Here is a 17,832-nt window from a genome sequence, read left to right as displayed (position 1 = left end):
GCATGGAGCTGTCCCGCACCACGCGCCCCGTGGCGCCCGGCACCACACTGACCTCGTTCGATCGGCTGGAGTCGGACAAGTGGCTGCGTGCCGACGCCCTCAGCGTCGATCTCGACGGCGGCGCCGAGGTCGACTACCTGTCCGACGCGGTGTCCGACCGGGCGACCGTCTCGGAGCTGGCGGCGAGGCACGACCCCGGCGACGGCCGGCGCACCGTCGCCGCCTTCAACGCCGACTTCTTCGACATCAACGAGACCGGCGCGCCGCTGGGCCCCGGGCTCGACGAGGGAGAGGTCACCCACTCTCCGGCGCCGGGCGTCACCGAGGCGGTCGGTTTCGGCCCCGACAGCGCGGGCCGCATCCTCGACCTGTACTTCACCGGCACCCTCACCCTGCCCGACGGCACCGAGCCGTTGGCCGCGTACAACGCCGCCAACGTCCCCGCCGGGGGCATCGGCGCCTACAACGCCCGGTGGGGCGAGGCCGACCGCGCCCTGACCGTGGACGGCGCGGCGGAGGTCACCGAGGTCACCGTCGCGGACGGCCGGGTCACCGCCGTCGACGACGAGCCCGGCGACGGCCCGATCCCCGAGGGCACCACCGTGCTGCTCGGCCGTGACGCGGGGGCGAAGGCGCTGGCCGAGCTGGCCCCCGGGGAGGCGGTGAGCTGGGAGTACGAGCTGCGCACCGAGGACGGCGGGAAGACCCCGACCACGGCGGTCGGCGGACGCGGCGTGCTGGTCGTGGACGGCGAACCGCAGAACTGGGAAGGGCGCCCCAACAACGCCGCCGCGCCCCGGACGGCCGTCGGCTTCTCCGCGGACGGCACCACCATGCACGTGCTGACCGTGGACGGGCGCCAGGCCGCCTCCGGCGGGGTCACCCTCACCGAACTGGCCGTGCTGATGCACGAGTTGGGCGCGCACAACGCTCTCAACCTCGACGGCGGCGGTTCGTCGACCCTGGTCGTCCGGGAGCCCGGCTCGGACACCCCGCGGGTGGAGAACAGCCCCTCCGACGGCGTCGAGCGCGAGGTGCCCAACGCGCTGGCCGTCACCGCCCCCGACGGCAGCGGAAGGCTGGAGGGCTTCTGGGTGGAGCCGGTCGCGGACCCGGCCCTGGCCCCGTCGGCGGACAACGTGCCCGGCGGACACCCGGAGCGGGTCTTCCCCGGACTGACCCGCACGCTCACCGCCGCCGGACACGACGAGACGTACGGCCCGGCGAGCGGCGCCCCCCGCTGGCGCAGCACCCGCCCCGACGTCGGCCGGGTGGACGGCGACGGCGTCTTCCGCGCCCGTGCCAAAGGCAGCACCGAGGTCGTCGCGCACCGAGGTCGGGCCCGCGGCTCCACCACCCTGACCGTGTTGGGCCCGCTGGAGCGGATCGTCCCGACCCGGGAGCGGGTCGGGCTCGCCGAGCCCGGCGCGACGGCCGACCTCGGTTTCGTCGGCTTCGACGCCGAGGGCCACAGCGCCCCCATCGAACCGACGGACGTGCGGCTCGACTACGACCGCTCGCTCTTCCGCGTCGAGGCCGACCCGGCGAGCGGCGGGTTCACCGTGACCGCGAACGGCGACACCGGCTCCGTCTCCGGGACGATCACGGCGACCGTGGCGGGACGGACGACCGTCCTGGCCGTCACCGTCGGCCTGGAGGACCGCCCGGTCGCCGCGTTCGAGGACGCCGCCGAGTGGACCCTCACCACCGCCCGCGCCTCCGGCTCCCTGGCCCCCGAACCCGAGGGGCACGAGGGCACCGGGCTGCGGATGACCTACGACTTCACGCAGTCCACCGCGACTCGCGCCGCCTACGCCAATCCGCCCGGCGGCGACCTCCCCGTGCCGGGCCAACCGCAGAGCTTCACCCTGTGGCTCAAGGGCGACGGCCACGGCGCCTGGCCCTCGCTCCACCTGGTCGACGGGGAGGGCACCTCCCAGGTGCTGCGCGGCCCGTACGTCACCTGGACCGGTTGGCGGCGGATCACCTTCGAGGTGCCGGCCGGCACCGCCTACCCGCTCCGGGTCAGGCGGTTCTACGTGACCGAGACCCGGCCCGCCGAGCAGTACCGCGGCGAGGTCGTCGTGGACGGGCTGACCGCCCGGGTCCCGCCGGACGTCGAGCTGCCCGCCGCGAGGGCTCACCACGACCCGCTGATCTCGACGGCCGCCGACACCGCGGGCCGCGACTGGCGGTTCGCCGTGGTCTCCGACGCCCAGTTCGTCGCCCGCGATCCGAACGGCGCGGCGGTGCGCCAGGCGCGGCGCACCCTGCGGGAGGCGAGGGCGGCCCGGCCCGACTTCGTGGTGATCAACGGCGACTGGGTGGACGAGGGGGCCCCCGAGGACCTCGCCTTCGCCCGCCGGGTGATCGAGGAGGAACTCGGCGCCGAGGTGCCCTGGTACTACGTGCCGGGCAACCACGAGGTGATGGGCGGTTCCGTCGACCACTTCCGCGCGGAGTTCGGCGCGACCCACCGCTCCTTCGATCACAAGGGCACGCGCTTCGTCACCCTGGACACCTCCTCGCTGACCCTGCGCGGCGGCGGCTGGGCCCAGCTCCGGCAGTTGCGGGAGCGGCTCGACGCGGCCGCGGAGGACGACGGGATCGACTCGGTGGTCGTCCTGGCGCACGTGCCGCCGCGCGACCCCACCCCCCAGCGGGCGAGTCGCCTCACCGACCGGCTGGAGGCCGACCTGCTGGAGGACTGGCTCGGCGACTTCCGTCGCCGCACCGGCAAGGGCGTGGCGTTCATCGGATCGCACGTGGGCGTCTTCCACGCCTCCCGGGTGGACGGCGTGCCGTACCTGATCAACGGCAACGCGGGCAAGGCGCCGGCCGCGCCCGCGGCGGCGGGCGGCTTCAGCGGCTGGTCCCTGGTGGGCGTGGACCGGGACGCGCGGCGGGACTGGATCTCCGTGCGGACCCACGCCCATGTGGACGGGCTCTCCCTGGACGCGCCACGGACGGTGGCGGTGGGCGGCGAGCCGGGGAAGGTCCTTGCGCACGTCGTCCAGGGCTCCGGGAGCACGGCGCGGACGGTGCCGGTGGGGTGGCCGCTCAGCGCGGACTGGTCCGGCTCGGCGGGCCTGTGCGTGGAAGAGGCGGAACGGGCGCGGGGTCGCGGCCGGTGCGTGGCCGCCCTCGATCCCGAGGCGGGCACCCTGACGGGGCTGCGGCCGGGCACGGTGACCCTGGCGGTGACCGTGAGCGGCGAGCGGCGGGAGACGACCGTCGCGGTGGTGCGCGGCGAGCGGTGAGACGGCGGCGGTCCGGCGGGGCGGGAGCCCCGCCGGCCGCCGCGGGCACCGGTTCAGCTCCGGGAGGCTGACTCCCGCTCCGCCTGCTTGCGGGAGGCGCGCAGGCTGGTGAGCGTCGTGACGACCAGCACCGCGCAGATCACGGCCAGGGACACCGGGGTGGAGATCTCCGGCACGTGGACACCGGCCTCGTGGAAGGCGTGCAGCACGAGCTTGACGCCGATGAAGCCGAGGATGATCGACAGCCCGTAGGACAGGTGGACCAGCCTCTTCAGCAGTCCGCCGATGAGGAAGTACAACTGGCGCAGGCCCATCAGCGCGAAGGCGTTGGCGGTGAAGACGATGTACGGGTCGTCGGTCAGGCCGTAGATCGCGGGGATGGAGTCCAGGGCGAAGAGGAGGTCGGTGCTGCCGATGGCCAGCATGACGATCAGCATCGGGGTGATCAGCCGCTTGCCGTTCTCGACGACGAACAGCTTGGTGCCGTGGTAGTCCGGGGTGGAGGGGAAGCGCCGCTCGACCATCTTCAGCAGGCGGTTCTCCTCGTACGCCTCCTCCTCGTGGCCCTGGCCCTCGGCGCGGGCCTCGCGGACCAGCTTCCAGGCCGTCCAGATCAGGAAGGCGCCGAAGATGAAGAACACCCAGGAGAAGGCGGAGATCAGCGCGGCGCCGAGCGCGATGAACACGGCGCGCATGACGAGCGCGATGAGCACGCCGACCATCAGCACGCGCTGCTGGTAGATCGACGGCACCGCGAACTTCGCCATGATCAGGACGAAGACGAAGAGGTTGTCGACGCTGAGGGACTTCTCGGTGATGTAGCCGGCGGCGAACTCGCCCGCCGGCGCGGCGCCTTCGGCGACGTAGAGACCGACGCAGAAGAGGACGGCGAGGACGATCCAGACGATCGTCCAGATGCCGGCCTCCTTGACGGAGACCTCGTGCGGCTTGCGTCCGATGAAGAAGTCGACGGCGATCAGAGCGCACAGACCGACGATGGTCAGCGCCCAGGTGGTCATGGATACGTCCATGAAGGAATCCTCCGGCTCGGGGTGCCGGAGGTCTCTTCCGTCCGCGCCCGATCGGCTCACGGACCGACGCCCCGGAGCCGGTCACACCCGGCCCGTACTGACGGAACGCCGCAGTCTGGGAATACTCCCCTCCGCTCAGGCGAGCGTAAGGCACGACCAAGGAACGGTAAAGCCCAGGGGGGTGGTGGCGGGGCGCGGGAGGGGTGCGGACGTCAGCGGCCGTACCGTCCGCGGGCCTCGGCCACCTTCTCCAGTACCCGCGTCAGGATTCGGCCGCCCTCGGGGACCAAGGGCGGCTCGTACGTCCAGGCGTGGCCCACCCAGGGGTCGGCGAGGTGGTCGTCGGGCACCGGGGTGATCCGCAGCAGCGAGCGCCACAGCGGGTCCAGCACGGGGCCGTGGGCCCGCGCCTCCTCGCGGTCGGCGACCATCACCAGGTGCACGCCGACGGACGGCCCCTCGTCCGCGAGGTAGCGGAGCCGGGTGACGGCGCGGTCGTCGAAGCCGTGCGGGAAGTCGTGGACGACCAGCAGCCGCCCGGCGGTGTCCGCCTCCGGTGGGAGGGAGTCGACGGTCCGGCCGCGTGTCGCCATCCGCGCCAGGTCGACGTGGCGGGTCAGCCGGTCGAGCACCGAGGCGACGCCGCCGGGGCCCGTGGCGGGCGGCTCGCACAACAACCCGAAGTCCACCGGCGGGGCCGGGGAGAGGGCGGTGCCCGTCGGGTCGAGCACGTGGACGGCGATGTCGCCGACCGGGTGGACGGCCAGCATCCGGCCCACGACGGCGGTGGCCAACTCTCCCCCGAGGCGGCGCAGTTCGTGGGGATCGGCGGCGAGGGACGCCGGTGAGTGGCCGCGGCCGATGTCGATCCACAGTCCGCGCTCCAACGGCAGCCGCACCAGCATGGGGATGCGCAGGTCGCCGTGCTCGGGGAGGCCGAGATCGCCCAGACGCAGCGCCATCGGCGTCTCCGTCGGCACCCGGTAGGCGTGCCAGACGGGGCTGTCCCAGCGGGCGAAGGCGGGCGGCAGGGCGGGCTCGACGACCTCGGACTCGGCGGCGAGCCGGGCGAGGTCGCGGTCCAGTGCGGCGCGGGCCCGGTCGACGAGTTCGGCGTGGCGGACGCGGGCCCGCTCGCGGGCGGCGTCGGCGGCGGCGCTCATCCGGGAGCGCGGGTCGGACAGCACTTCGTCGAGCTCCTGCTCCCGACGGGAGTCGGCGAAGTCGACGGCGCCGCGGTAGGCAGCGGTGGTGCGGGCCAGGTCCTCGAACATGCCCCAGACCTGGTTGTAGAGCCGCTCCTCCGTGCTCCAGCCCGGGGCGTCGCCCGCCACGGGCCGCGGCGGCTCGTCGGCGCTGGACGGCGGGGCGGCGGGCGACGGGTCGGCCGACGAGTCGGAGGCCGGTGGCGGCGGCTCGATCGTTCGCCGTCGGGGGTGGCGGTAGTCGATCGGGCCCGCTCCACCGGGCGGCGGGACGGGCGGCGCGGCCTCGGAGCGGGCCGTGCCGCGGGCGACGGCCTCCTCAATGGCGGCGGCCAGCTCACGGGCCCGGGGCAGGCCCTGGTCCTCCAGCAGGGCGGCGAGGCCGCCCGCGTATCCCTGGCCGACCGCGCGGACCTTCCAGGCGCCCTGTCTGAGGTAGAGCTCCACGGCCACGACGGCGGACTCGGCGTCGAGGCCGGTGACGGTGTAGGTGGCGACCTCGGCGCCGTCCGGGCCGGTGACGGCGACAAAGGGGGCGGCCAACGCCCCGAAGGACGCCGGCCCGCCGGCCCCGGTGGGCAGGGCGAGGAGTACGTTGACCCGGTGCGCGCCCTCCGGGAGCGCCGCCAGGTCCACCGCGAGCCGGTGGTCGGCGGCGGCCTGCCGCGGGACCTCCACCCCGGGCAGACGCGGGGAGCCGGGGTGCGCCGTCCAGCCCGGATCGCGCAGCCGCCCCTCCTCGTCGTTGAGCGTCGCCCCGGCCACGACCGGCGTTCCGGCGGACACCCGGATCTCCACACGGGTCTCGGACAGCGGGTGGTTCTGCCCCCGGACCAGCTCGGCCGGCATGGCCGCGCCCCCCTCCTGGTGTGTTCTCTCGTGCCCCGCGATGTTCCCCGGCGTGCCCCGGCGTTCCCCGGCGCCGTGCCGCCCCGCCACGTGCCGCGGCGACGGGCCCGGCGGAGGCGGCGCCTCCGCCGGGCCCGGGAGCCGTCGTTCCGCCGTGCCCTACAGCAGCGGCAGCATCGCCGGCAGCAGGTCCTGGAAGGTGCGGCCGTTGGTCGGGGTGCCCAGGGCCGTCATCTGCCAGCCGCCGCCCTGGCGGTGCACCTTGGCCATGATCTGCGCGGTGTACTCGCCGCCGCCGGTGAGGGTGTAGCGCGCCAGCTCCTCTCCGTTGGTCTCGTCCACCAGCCGGCAGAACGCGTTCTGCACCTCGGCGAAGGTCTGACCGGTGAAGGAGTTCACGGTGAAGACGATCTGGTCGATGTGGACCGGGACCCGCTGGAGGTCCACCAGGATCGACTCGTCGTCGCCGCCCTGTCCGGCGCCGCCGACCAGGTTGTCGCCGGTGTGCCGCACGGAGCCGTCGTCGCTCACCAGGTGGCGGAAGAAGACGACGTCCACGGGCTGCTTGTCGGCGAAGAGCACGGCCGAGGCGTCGAGGTCGATCTCCCGGGTGCGTCGTCCGAACAGCCCCCGGCGGGGAGCGGCCTGCCAGCCGAGCCCCATCCGCACCGCGGTCAGAGTGCCGCCGTCGGTCTTCCGCAGGCTGACCGCCTGCCCCTTGGACAAGTTGACCGTCACGTGCGTTCCCCTCTTTCCATCACTGCGTCGGCCGTCATCACCGACGGCTGCCTCGAACCCTACGCACCGCGGCGGACACCCCGGACGGCGTCGAGCGGCTTTGTGTCGCTCTTGCAACACTTCCCGCTATCGCAGGCCCGCCTCCTTCATCTGCCGCAACTCCTTCTTCAGTTCGCTCACCTCGTCACGCAGGCGGGCGGCCACCTCGAACTGCAGCTCGGCCGCCGCAGCCCGCATGCGTTCGGTCATCTCCTCGATGAGTTCGGCGAGTTCGGCGGCGGGACGGTCGGTGGGGCGCCCGGCGCCCTTGCCGCCCGATCCGGCGCCGTCTCCGCGCGCCTCGCGGCCGAGCGCGGGCACCGGGGCCCGGCCCCCGCGCCCCTCCCCCGCGCCCGACTTGCGGTAGCCGGTGTCCAGCAGCTCCCGCGTGTCGACCTCCTCGCGGGCGATCGTCGCCACGATGTCGTTGATCTTCTTGCGCAGGGGCTGGGGATCGACGCCGTTCGCCTCGTTGTAGGCGATCTGCTTGGCCCGGCGCCGGTTGGTCTCCTCGATGGCCTTCTCCATCGCCGGAGTGATCTTGTCGGCGTACATGTGCACCTGGCCGGAGACGTTGCGCGCCGCACGGCCGATGGTCTGGATCAGGGAGGTGCCCGAGCGCAGGAAGCCCTCCTTGTCGGCGTCGAGGATGGCCACCAGCGAGACCTCCGGCAGGTCCAGTCCCTCGCGCAGCAGGTTGATGCCGACCAGCACGTCGTACTCGCCGGCGCGCAGCTCGCGCAGCAGCTCCACCCGGCGCAGGGTGTCCACGTCGCTGTGCAGGTAGCGGACCCGGATGTCCAGCTCGGTGAAGTAGTCGGTGAGGTCCTCGGCCATCTTCTTGGTCAGCGTGGTGACCAGGACCCGCTCGTCCTTCTCGACGCGGGTGCGGATCTCGTGCACCAGGTCGTCGATCTGCCCCTCGGTGGGCTTGACCACGACCTCCGGGTCGACCAGCCCGGTGGGTCGGATGATCTGCTCCACCACGCCGTCGGAGCGCGACAGCTCGTACTGCCCGGGCGTGGCGGACAGGTAGACCGTCTGCCCGATGCGCTCCAGGAACTCCTCCCACTTCAGCGGCCGGTTGTCCATCGCGGACGGCAGCCGGAAGCCGTGGTCGACCAGTGTCCGCTTCCGCGAGGCGTCGCCCTCGTACATGGCGCCGATCTGCGGGACGGTGACGTGGGACTCGTCGATGACCAGCAGGAAGTCATCGGGGAAGTAGTCGAGCAGGGTGTGCGGCGGGGAGCCCTTCTCACGGCCGTCGATGTGCAGCGAGTAGTTCTCGATGCCGGAGCAGGTGCCGATCTGCCGCATCATCTCGATGTCGTACGTCGTCCGCATGCGCAGCCGCTGGGCCTCCAGCAGCTTGCCCTGCCGCTCCATGCGGGCGAGGGTCTCCTCCAGCTCCGCCTCGATCCCGGCGATGGCCCGCTCCATGCGCTCGGCGCCCGCCACGTAGTGGGAGGCGGGGAAGACGTACAGCTCCTCGTCGTCGGAGATCACCTCGCCGGTGATCGGGTGGAGGGTGGAGAGGGCCTCGATCTCGTCGCCGAACATCTCGATGCGGACGGCCAGCTCCTCGTACACCGGGAAGATCTCGATGGTGTCGCCGCGGACCCGGAAGGTGCCGCGGGTGAACGCCATGTCGTTGCGGGTGTACTGGATGTCGACGAAGCGGCGCAGCAGCTCGTCCCGGTCGATCTCCTCGCCGACCCTCAACGGCACCATCCGGTCGACGTACTCCTGCGGGGTGCCCAGGCCGTAGATGCACGAGACGGAGGCCACCACCACGACGTCGCGCCGGGTGAGCAACGAGTTGGTCGCGCTGTGCCGCAACCGCTCGACCTCCTCGTTGATGGAGGAGTCCTTCTCGATGTAGGTGTCCGTCTGCGGGACGTACGCCTCGGGCTGGTAGTAGTCGTAGTACGACACGAAGTACTCGACGGCGTTGTTCGGCAGCAGCTCGCGGAACTCGTTGGCGAGCTGGGCGGCGAGCGTCTTGTTCGGGGCCATCACCAAGGTCGGCCGCTGGAGCCTCTCGATCATCCACGCGGTGGTCGCCGACTTGCCGGTGCCGGTCGCGCCGAGCAGGACGATGTCCTTCTCCCCCGCTTTGACGCGCTTCTCCAGCTCGTCGATGGCAGCCGGCTGGTCACCGCTGGGGCGGTAGGGGCTGACGACCTCGAAGGGCGCCACCTTGCGTTCGATCTGAGTCACGGGCCGCATGCCCCCACGGTACGGCGCTCCACCGACAACCGGTGCCGGTACCGGGCCACCGGCGGGCGGGGGGCTTCCTTGGAGCGTTCAGGTTCTGTCCACTTCTCGCCCATGTATCCGCCCCCGAATGCCGGAATGCTCTTGAGGTCAGTGCACCGAAGACGTGAGGAGTCCCCGTGTCCCTACGCCCCGCCGCCGTCGTCACCGGTTCACTCGCCGGCCTCTGCGCGCTCGTCCTCGCCGCCGTCCCCGCCCAGGCCGCGCCCCGCACGGACGCCCCGGCCGCCGCCGACGGGCGGGCCCCCCTGCCCGTCGCGCACCGCGGCGCCTCCGCCTACGCCCCCGAGAACACCCTGGCCGCCGTCGACGCCGCCCACGCGCTGGGCATCGAGTGGGTCGAGAACGACGTGCAGCGCACCAAGGACGGCGAACTCGTCGTCCTGCACGACGACAACCTGGCCCGGACCACCAACGTCGAGCAGCTCTTCCCCGACCGCGCCCCGTGGAAGGTCGCGGACTTCACCGCCGCCGAGATCGCCCGGCTGGACGCGGGAAGCTGGTTCGCCCCGCGGTTCGCGGGCCAGCGGGTGCCCACCCTGGAGCAGTACCTGCGGCGCCTCGACCGCACCGGCCAGAACCTGCTGCTGGAGATCAAGAAGCCCGAGCTGTACCCGGGCATCGAGGCCGAGATCCTGCGGGAGCTGCGGCAGGAGGGCTGGCTGGACCGCCGGCACGTGCGGGACAAGCTGATCGTCCAGAGTTTCGGCGCCGACTCGGTGCGCACCGTCCACCGGCTGGCCCCGGACGTCAAGACCGGTTTCCTGGGCACCCCGGCCGTGGGCGACCTGCCGCGGTACGCGCAGTTCGCCGATCAGATCAACCCGCCCCACACGGCCCTGTCCGCGGAGTACGTGCGGGAGGTCCATGCGCTGAAGGGGCCGCACGGCAAGCCGCTGGAGGTCTTCACCTGGACGGTGAACGACGCGGAGACGGCCCGCCGGGTCGCCGGGATGGGCGTGGACGGGATCATCTCCAACAACCCCGACGTCATCCGGGACGCCACCCGGAGCGCTTCCGGGGAGGACGCCGAGGAAGCGCGGGAAGAGGCTCGGGAGGAGGCCGAGGAAGCACGAGAGGAGGCCGAGGAAGCACGAGAGGACGCCAGGGAGGACGCCGAGGAGGCGCGGGAGGAGGCCCGGAGGGGCACCGCGACCGACACCGACTCCTTCGTGGACTCCCGCCTGGCGGGCGTCGGCGACCTGCTCCGCGGCGTCCTCCCGAGCTGAGCGTCAAAACGGGAGCCGGGGACGAGGGCGCCGGCCGTCGGCGGCGCCCCGTAGGCTCGGGGACATGACCGAGACCTCGGCCGGGCCCACGCCCGCGCCCCCGGTGTGGACGGTGCGGGAGACCCCGATCGGTCCGCTGCTGCTCGTGGCGACCGGACGGGGGCTGGTGAACGTCGTCTTCCACGCCGACGGGCCGACGGTGCGCCGCGCCCTGAGCCGACTCGCCGGACGGCTGGGCGCCGAACCCGTGCGCGACGACGACGCTCCGGTGCCGGCTCGGGCGGCCCGTGAGCTGGACGCCTACTTCCGCGGCGAGCTGCGGGAGTTCTCCGTGCCCCTGGACTGGTCGTCGACGTCCGGGTTCAACGGGCGGGTGCTGCGGGTCCTGGCCGAGTCCGTGCCGTACGGCGCCGTCGTCGACTACGGGACCCTCGCCCGCCGCGTCGGCGAACCGGGCGCGGCGCGCGCGGTGGGCGTCGCCATGGGCTCCAACCCGCTGCCGGTGGTGGTCCCGTGCCACCGGGTGGTGGAGAGCGACGGCGGGATCGGCGGCTTCGGCGGCGGGCTGGAGACCAAACGGGCCCTGCTCGCGCTGGAGGGGGTCCTTCCCGCGCCGCTGTTCTGACCCGCGCCGCTGTTCTCGCCCCGCTGTTCCGAGCGGCCCCGAGCCGGTTTCGAACCGGCGCGGAGTCGGTGCGGAAGCGGGATGGAGGCGGTGCGGAGGCGGTGCCGGGCGCGCTCCCCCGACGCACCTCCGGGGAGGTTCCTCCCTCGGCGAACCGCCCTCGGCGCCCCTTCCCGGGCCTCGGTTCCCTGGCAGACTGCCCACCGTGACCGACACCTCCAAAGCGGCCGACGCCTCCGACGGCCCCTCGGACATATCCCTCGGCACCGCCGCGCTCCCGTCCGGGGGCGGGCCGGCCGCGCTGCGCCGCCGCACCACCGTCGTGCTCGTCGTGAGCCAGATCCTGGGCGGTCTGGGGGTGGCGACGGGCATCGCCCTGGCCGCCGTGCTGGCCGAGGAGATCGGCGGTTCCGAGAGACTGGCCGGGCTGGCGACGACGTCCTCGGTCCTGGGCACGGCCGTGCTCTCCCTGCCGTTCGCCGCCCTGACGGCGGCCCGCGGTCGCCGCGCGGGCCTGACCGCGGGCTACCTGGTCGGCGCGGTGGGCGGCGGCATCGTGGTCCTCGCCTCCGTCGCCGGTCACTTCCCGCTGCTGCTGCTCGGCACGGCGGTCTTCGGGGCGGGGTCCTCCGCCAACCTCCAGGCCCGGTTCGCCGCCGCCGACCTCGCCGAGCCCGCCCACCGCGGCCGGGCCATCTCCACGGTGGTGTGGGCCACGACCGTCGGCGCGGTCCTCGGCCCCAACATCGCCGCTCCCGCCGGACGTGCCGTGGCCGGCCTGGGCATCCCCGAGGCCGCGGGTCCCTTCCTGTGGGGCGGGGCGGTCTTCCTGCTGGCCGCCGCGCTGGTGTTCGCCCTGCTGCGCCCGGACCCCCTGCTCACCGCCCGTGCCCTGGCCGCCGCCGCGTCGCCCTCCGCCGCGTCGGCCGAGCGCCGGTCGCTGCGGGCCGGACTGGCCGCCGTCGCCGCGTCGCCGCACGCCCGGCTGGCCCTGACCGCCGTCGCGTGCTCCCACACCACCATGGTCTCGATCATGGTGATGACGCCGGTCGACCTCGGTCACCACGGCGCGGACATCGAGCTGATCGGCCTGGTGATCAGCGTTCACATCGCGGGCATGTACGCCTTCTCCCCGGTGATGGGCCGGCTCTGCGACCGGCTCGGCCGGTTCTCCCTCATCTCGATCGGCGTCGCGCTGTCGGCGTGCGCGGCGCTGTTGGCGGGCACCGCGGACGGCGACCACGTGCAGAGCGCCGCGGGCCTGTTCCTCCTGGGTCTGGGTTGGTCGGCGGGGCTGGTCGGCGGGTCCACCCTGCTCACCGACTCGGTGCCGCAGGAGACCCGCGCGGCCGTGCAGGGGCTGTCCGACCTGGCCATGAACGCCGCGGCGGGCGCGGGCGGCGCGCTCTCCGGCCTCGTCGTCGCCGGGGCGGGCTACGGCTGGCTCAACGTGATGGGAGCCGCCCTGCTCCTGCCGGTCGTCGCGCTCGTCCTGCTCGCCCGGGCCCGCCGGCCGGCCGCGGAAGGCCGGTGACGCGGCCGGCCGGCGGAGGACGCGGGCGCCTCAGCCTCTCGGGTACAGCCGGAAGGCCACGGCCCGCCGCCCCTCGGTGCGGCCGGCGAGTTCGTCCATCGCGCCGGTGATGATCTCGCGGGCGTACTCGGCGGGCTCCTTGTCGCTGAGCGCCGTGATGTACGCGCGGTGTTCGGCGAGCGAGGCGACGGCCCGCTCGACGTCCTCCTCTCCCACCTCCACGGCGTGCGTCGGCTCCGGCGATCCGGCGACCGCCACCCACCGCACCCCGTCCCAGGGCCGGAGGCCGTCCTCGGCCAGGTCCGTGAAGATCCAGCGGTTGCCCGCGTCCCCGACCGCGTCCAGCACGGCGCGCCCGACGACCCGGTGGTCGGGGGTGTTCCACCAGTTCCGCCCCCAGGTGTCCTGGTGGTTGAGGGTGACGACCACCTCGGGGCGGTGACGGCGGATCGCGGCGGCCAGGTCGCGGCGCAGGGCGACGCCCTCCTCGATCACCCCGTCCTTGTGGTCCAGGAACTCCACGCTCTCCACCCCGACCACGGCCGCGCTCGCCCGCTGCTCCGCCTCGCGCACGCGTGCCGCCTCCGCCGGTTCCATGGTGTCGATCCCGGCCTCGCCTCGCGTCACCAGCAGGTAGGCGACCTCCTTCCCGGCCGAGGTCCAGCGCGCGACGGCGGCGGCGGCGCCGTACTCCAGGTCGTCCGGGTGGGCGACGATCGCGAGCGCGCGCCGCCAGTCCTCGGGCATGGGGACGAGCCGGTCTTCCACAGGGCCTCCTGGTTCACGGGTGACGGTCCGTCGGCGGACGGTGCGTCGGCGGACGGTGCGCGAATGTGACGGTCTGCCGGTGTGACGCCGCGCGGACGGGTCAGCGCACGCCGTACAACTGTTGGATGCGGTGCACGACGGCGTTGAACCTCGCCCGGTCCAGCGCGCACGCCTCGCGCCGCATCCCCAGCGGGTGGAGCCTCAGCACCCGGCCCAGGTCCACCCACGAGTCGCGTCCGGAGCGGTCCCACGGCCCGGAGCCGATCGGCATCCAGTCGCGGTGTCCGTCCCGGGGTCTGCTGGAGAGCTGGACGGCCAGCAAGGTCCCGGCCGCCTCGCGGCCCACGACGAGGACGGGGCGGTCCTTGCCCCTCCCGTCCGTCTCCTCGTAGGGCACCCAGGTCCACACGATCTCGCCGGGGTCGGGGTCGCCGTCCGGGTCGGGCGCGTAGACCGTCCGTACGGCGCCCAACTCGTCCATCCGTGCCTCGACGGTCGCGGTCGGGCCCCACCGGCCCGGGTTCTCCCGGAGTTCGTCGACCGTCTGCGCCTCGTCCATCGCCATGGGCCCACGTTAACGGTGGCGCTCCGTGTCCCACACGGCGCGTACGGCCATCCGCGGCTCCGCGCCCGTGTCCGCGTCCGGCGCGTGCCGCACACCGTCGCGCGACCGCCGGGTGCGGCGCTGTGGTCGGCCGTGGGGGGATGAGGAAGCATACGGTCCATGCGCAGCGATCTCTTCGCCTCCGAGAACACCGTCCGGCCGGCCACCGCTCCGGGGATGTCCCTGCAGAACCCCAAGTCGATCAGGTACGTGGTGGACGGCGAGTGCCACGCCCGGCAGGGTTCGATGATCGCCTTCCGCGGCGATCTGCGGTTCGAGCGGAAGGGGCAGGGGGTGGGCAAGTTCCTCAAGCGGACCATCACCGGCGAGGGGTTGCCCCTGATGGCCGTCCGCGGGCGGGGCGAGGCGTGGTTCGCCCATGACGCGGCCAACTGCTTCATCGTCGACTTCGAGCCCGGTGACAGCCTCACCCTCAACGGGCGCAACGTGCTGTGCTTCGACGCGAGCCTCGGCTACGAGATACAGGTCGTCAAGGGCGTGGGCATGGTCGGCGGCGGTCTGTTCAACAGCGTCTTCACCGGGCAGGGCAGGCTGGGCCTGGTCTGTGACGGCCATCCCATCGTCATCCCCGTCTCCCCCGGGCAGCCCGTCTTCGTCGACACCGACGCGGTGGTCGGCTGGAGCACCTCTCTGGCCACGTCCCTGCACCGCTCGCAGAGCTTCGGCTCGATGCTCCGCGGCGGTTCCGGGGAGGTCGTCCAACTCCGTCTGGACGGCGAGGGGTTCGTGATCGTCCGCCCGAGCGAGACCCGGCCGGGGGAGCAGACGTCGGGCTGACCGCGGTTCCGCCGCGGGCGGGCCCCAGCGGACGGACCCCCGAGGACGGCCGGGGAGATGTGCGGGTCCTCACACGGCATGTTCCGGACGGGGCCGGGACCGATACGGTGTGAGGGTGTCGCCTTCCCCCCGCTTTCCGTCCCGAGTGGCTCCCCGTCTCTGCCGTTTCAACGAGTCGTCGCCTCCCCGGCCGAACCGGGACCGGTGCCGTCCGGCGGGAGGGAGAGAGCACGCCGGACGCCCCGTGGTCGAGGCCGGGCACCGGTCCGGTTCCCGTCGGGCCGTCGTCTGTCGACGGCTGTGCGGTTATCCGGTGCCTCCCCTGACGCGCTGAGGCTCCCGAGGCCCCGACGCCGTCGTGGCGGGGCCGGACGTCCGACCCCGCCACGTCCCGGAGTGTCCCGGAGCGTTCCGGGAAGGGCCTTCCCGGTCCTTCCTAGGAGTACGGGCAGTGTCTGGCGCCGTTGAGGTACAGACAGCCGTCCTCTCCCATGCGCCATGCGTAGATCTGTGGCTCCCCCTCGTCGGGTCGGGTCAGGATCGTGTCGCCCCTGACCTCGTACCGGCCCGTGATCCTGGTCGCCCCGATCTCGCTCGTGAAGAATCCGTCCTCGTAGAAACCGTGGATGGTCGGTTCGAACTCGTTCGAGTGGTCCGTGCTCCAACTCCCCACCAGCTCGGGGGGAATGCCCCGCTCGCTCTCGCCGACCCCGGACTCCTTCGCGGCGCCGCCGTCCCGTCCCTCCGTGCCGGGCTCCCGGCCGCAGCCGCCCAGCAGAAGGACACCGGCCACCACCGTCGCGGCCACAACCGTTCGCCGTGTCGTGCCCACAGACCCCCGCCTCCAGTACCGTTGGTTCGGCGCCGCACAGTACCTCCGCCGTCCCGGAGGCGACGCCGGCGCGCGGGGTTGTGGTCGCCCTCCCTTGGAAAGTCCGTCTTTCGTCTCCCCCGGCGCGCCCCGCCGTCGTACTCTCCCTACGACATTGAGCGGAGATCCCCTTCCCCGGAAGTCCGGCCGCTCCGACCGGGCCCGTCCCCGCCGCCGCGCGGCGATCGCCGGTGTCGACGTGTCGGGGCGGCCGACGAGCCGCCGGCGGCCGTCAGTACAGGCTCAGTCCGTGGGCCGCCAGGAACTCGGTGATCGGCTGGTGGAAGGTGGTGCCGCCGAAGGAGCAGTTTCCGCTGCCGCCCACGATCACGCCGAGGGCCGTGGTGCCGGAGAAGGTGGGGCCGCCTGCGTCGCCCGCCTCGGTGCAGGCGTCCGTGCGGAACAGGCCGGTCACGATGTCGCCGCCGTAGTTGATCGTGAGGTTGAGCCCGGTGACCCTTCCGCAGCGCAGCCCGCCGGATCGGCCGAGGTGGCAGACGGACTGCCCGTATCGGGGAGCGGCGGCTCCGGTGATGTCCTGGACGGCGCCGCCGCCCAGGTTGATCTCGCCGGGGTAGGACAGGGCGGTGTTGGTGTAGCGGACCAGTCCGTTCCCGGCGGTGGTGCCGACGGGCACGGTGCGGGCCGCGTCGGCGTACCAGGTGGTGCCGGTGCCCGCGCAGTGCCCCGCGATGATGCCGTAGTACGTGCCGCCGCCGCGGGCGTTGAAGCTCACCGTGCATCGGGTGCCGTCGCCGTACAGGGTGTCGCCGCCGCGTATGGCGATCGGCGTCGCCGACGCGCCGGGGGCGGCCGAGAACACGGCGGCGAGGGCGGTCAGGATCGCCGTCAGGGTCGCGAGGAGGGGTGGACGTCTCACGGTTCCTCCCGGTGGGGAAGCGGTGGGATCGTGCGTCGGTGCCCCCATGGTGGGGCAGCCGCCGCCGAACCGACAGACCGCGTCGGGAGGAACCGACGTGTCGCTACACGACGAGCCGTCAGTCTCCGTGGCCGGGCGTTACCTTCGCCCCGCGCGGCACGTCATCCGTCGCACTGCTTCGCCATCATCCGCTTGTCCGCGGCCGTCACCGGCAGTTCGTACTCGAGGGCGACCTGCGCGAAACGCACCGCGTAGGCACACCGGATCGACTTGTTCGGCGGCAGCCAGGACGCCGGACCGGAATCGCCCTTCGCCGAGTTGGCGCGGCCCTCGACCGGCAGCAGGTTCAACGGATCGTTGGCGAGCCGCTGCCGCTTCCCCTCGTCCCAGCGAGCCGCGCCCATCTGCCAGGCGTACGACAGCGGCACCACATGGTCGATCTGCACCTCGGCGGCGTCCTGCTTCCGCCAGGCGATCTCCTTGCCCGTGTACGGGTCGGCCAGCGTCATGGAGACGACCACGCAGTCGGAGCCGGAACGGAACCGCAGCTCCTGACCGTCGCGTTTCAGGATGTCGTTCCGGGTGTCACATCCGTTCCGCACCCACGGCACCCCGTCGGCCGTGTCCATCCAGGCGTACCCGAACTCGTCCCGGTCGTAGCCCGTCCTGGGTCCCCGTCCCCTGGTGACCAACTCCTCGATCAGCTCTCGCGCCTCGGCCCTCTCCTCGGGCTCCACCACGGGCGCGAGACCGGGCTCCGTGCCGTCGGGGTTCTCCAGTGGGCTGACGGCCCGTCCGTGCGACGCGGTGGTTCCGAGCCCGGACGAGGAATCGCCGTCCTCCAGGACACCGCACCCCGCGATGGTCGACACCACGGCGACCGACGCCCCCACCAGACCGATGAAACCGACTCGTCCCCTGCCCACCATGTGTCTCATGTCCCTCGTGTGCCTCCCGGCACGCCATGGCACACCACTTCCGGTGTGAGCTGTGCGAAGACCGTACCGCTCCGGCACGCCGCGGGGACGGTCGGGTGCCGGGGACGTCGCCGTCGATGCCCTCCCGTGCCCGTGCTTCCGTCCCCGCCCCGGGGAAAATCCGTTGCCGGACGGCGACGGGGGCGG

13 protein-coding genes and 1 pseudogene are annotated in these 17,832 nt (G+C 73.2%); 5 read left to right on the top strand and 9 right to left on the bottom strand.

From position 1 onward, the window contains the following. Nucleotides 1–2: 2 nt before the first annotated feature. The gene (locus IF47_RS0104355; protein WP_106982485.1) at nt 3–3,260 is read left to right on the top strand and encodes a phosphodiester glycosidase family protein; all 3,258 of its coding nucleotides are present in this window, start codon (nt 3–5) and stop codon (nt 3,258–3,260) included. Between the two features lie 53 nt (nt 3,261–3,313). Here IF47_RS0104355 and IF47_RS0104350 read toward each other — a convergent pair whose 3' ends face one another. From IF47_RS0104350 to uvrB, 4 genes are all read right to left on the bottom strand, one after another. Further along, nucleotides 3,314–4,291 carry a TerC family protein gene (locus tag IF47_RS0104350; RefSeq protein ID WP_031506760.1) on the bottom strand — a complete coding sequence of 326 codons (978 nt, stop codon included), beginning with the start codon at nt 4,289–4,291 and terminating at the stop codon, nt 3,314–3,316. A gap of 212 nt (nt 4,292–4,503) precedes the next feature. Next, entirely contained in the window at nt 4,504–6,345 is a 1,842-nt protein-coding gene (locus tag IF47_RS0104345) for a TerD family protein (protein ID WP_031506758.1), read from the bottom strand. A 159-nt stretch (nt 6,346–6,504) separates the two neighbouring features. Further along, a complete protein-coding gene (locus tag IF47_RS0104340; protein ID WP_031506757.1) occupies nt 6,505–7,083 on the bottom strand; it encodes a TerD family protein in 579 nt (192 codons plus the stop codon). Nucleotides 7,084–7,209: 126 nt separating this feature from the next. Further along, nucleotides 7,210–9,351, bottom strand: a complete 2,142-nt coding sequence (uvrB, locus tag IF47_RS0104335; protein WP_031506756.1) for an excinuclease ABC subunit UvrB — start codon at nt 9,349–9,351, stop codon at nt 7,210–7,212. A gap of 167 nt (nt 9,352–9,518) precedes the next feature. Between uvrB and IF47_RS0104330 the strand changes: the two are divergent. The 3 genes and pseudogenes from IF47_RS0104330 to IF47_RS0104315 form a co-directional block, all read left to right on the top strand. Continuing rightward, nucleotides 9,519–10,412 (top strand): annotated as a pseudogene (locus IF47_RS0104330) (glycerophosphodiester phosphodiesterase); the annotation flags it as partial. 280 nt (nt 10,413–10,692) lie between these two features. After that, nucleotides 10,693–11,253: a methylated-DNA--[protein]-cysteine S-methyltransferase gene (locus IF47_RS0104320; RefSeq protein WP_051716972.1), complete on the top strand. Its 561-nt coding sequence runs from the start codon at nt 10,693–10,695 to the stop codon at nt 11,251–11,253. Nucleotides 11,254–11,458: 205 nt separating this feature from the next. Beyond that, nucleotides 11,459–12,787 carry an MFS transporter gene (locus tag IF47_RS0104315; protein WP_051716969.1) on the top strand — a complete coding sequence of 443 codons (1,329 nt, stop codon included), beginning with the start codon at nt 11,459–11,461 and terminating at the stop codon, nt 12,785–12,787. Nucleotides 12,788–12,817: 30 nt separating this feature from the next. Here IF47_RS0104315 and IF47_RS0104310 read toward each other — a convergent pair whose 3' ends face one another. Beyond that, nucleotides 12,818–13,534 carry a PIG-L deacetylase family protein gene (locus IF47_RS0104310; protein ID WP_211257163.1) on the bottom strand — a complete coding sequence of 239 codons (717 nt, stop codon included), beginning with the start codon at nt 13,532–13,534 and terminating at the stop codon, nt 12,818–12,820. Between the two features lie 121 nt (nt 13,535–13,655). Next, nucleotides 13,656–14,120, bottom strand: coding sequence for a type II toxin-antitoxin system PemK/MazF family toxin (locus IF47_RS0104305; protein WP_078591558.1), 465 nt, complete (start codon nt 14,118–14,120; stop codon nt 13,656–13,658). A gap of 159 nt (nt 14,121–14,279) precedes the next feature. Here IF47_RS0104305 and IF47_RS0104300 point away from each other — a divergent pair, with 159 nt between their 5' ends. Beyond that, nucleotides 14,280–14,957 (top strand): AIM24 family protein, encoded by a 678-nt coding sequence (locus IF47_RS0104300; RefSeq protein ID WP_031506748.1) that lies wholly within the window; start codon nt 14,280–14,282, stop codon nt 14,955–14,957. A 436-nt stretch (nt 14,958–15,393) separates the two neighbouring features. On the opposite strand, the gene IF47_RS0104295 is transcribed toward IF47_RS0104300, so the two are convergent. From IF47_RS0104295 to IF47_RS0104285, 3 genes are all read right to left on the bottom strand, one after another. Further along, the gene (locus IF47_RS0104295; protein WP_031506747.1) at nt 15,394–15,765 is read right to left on the bottom strand and encodes a hypothetical protein; all 372 of its coding nucleotides are present in this window, start codon (nt 15,763–15,765) and stop codon (nt 15,394–15,396) included. A gap of 295 nt (nt 15,766–16,060) precedes the next feature. Beyond that, nucleotides 16,061–16,708 carry a S1 family peptidase gene (locus IF47_RS0104290; protein WP_031506745.1) on the bottom strand — a complete coding sequence of 216 codons (648 nt, stop codon included), beginning with the start codon at nt 16,706–16,708 and terminating at the stop codon, nt 16,061–16,063. A 161-nt stretch (nt 16,709–16,869) separates the two neighbouring features. Further along, nucleotides 16,870–17,646, bottom strand: coding sequence for an HNH endonuclease family protein (locus tag IF47_RS0104285; protein WP_031506744.1), 777 nt, complete (start codon nt 17,644–17,646; stop codon nt 16,870–16,872). Between the last annotated feature and the right edge of the window lie 186 nt (nt 17,647–17,832).

This window comes from Streptomyces megasporus, assembly GCF_000718985.1.
Taxonomy (GTDB): Bacteria; Actinomycetota; Actinomycetes; order Streptomycetales; family Streptomycetaceae; genus Streptomyces; species Streptomyces megasporus.
The sequence above is the reverse complement of the archived record's forward strand: the minus strand, read 5'-3'. Positions and strand labels throughout refer to the sequence as shown.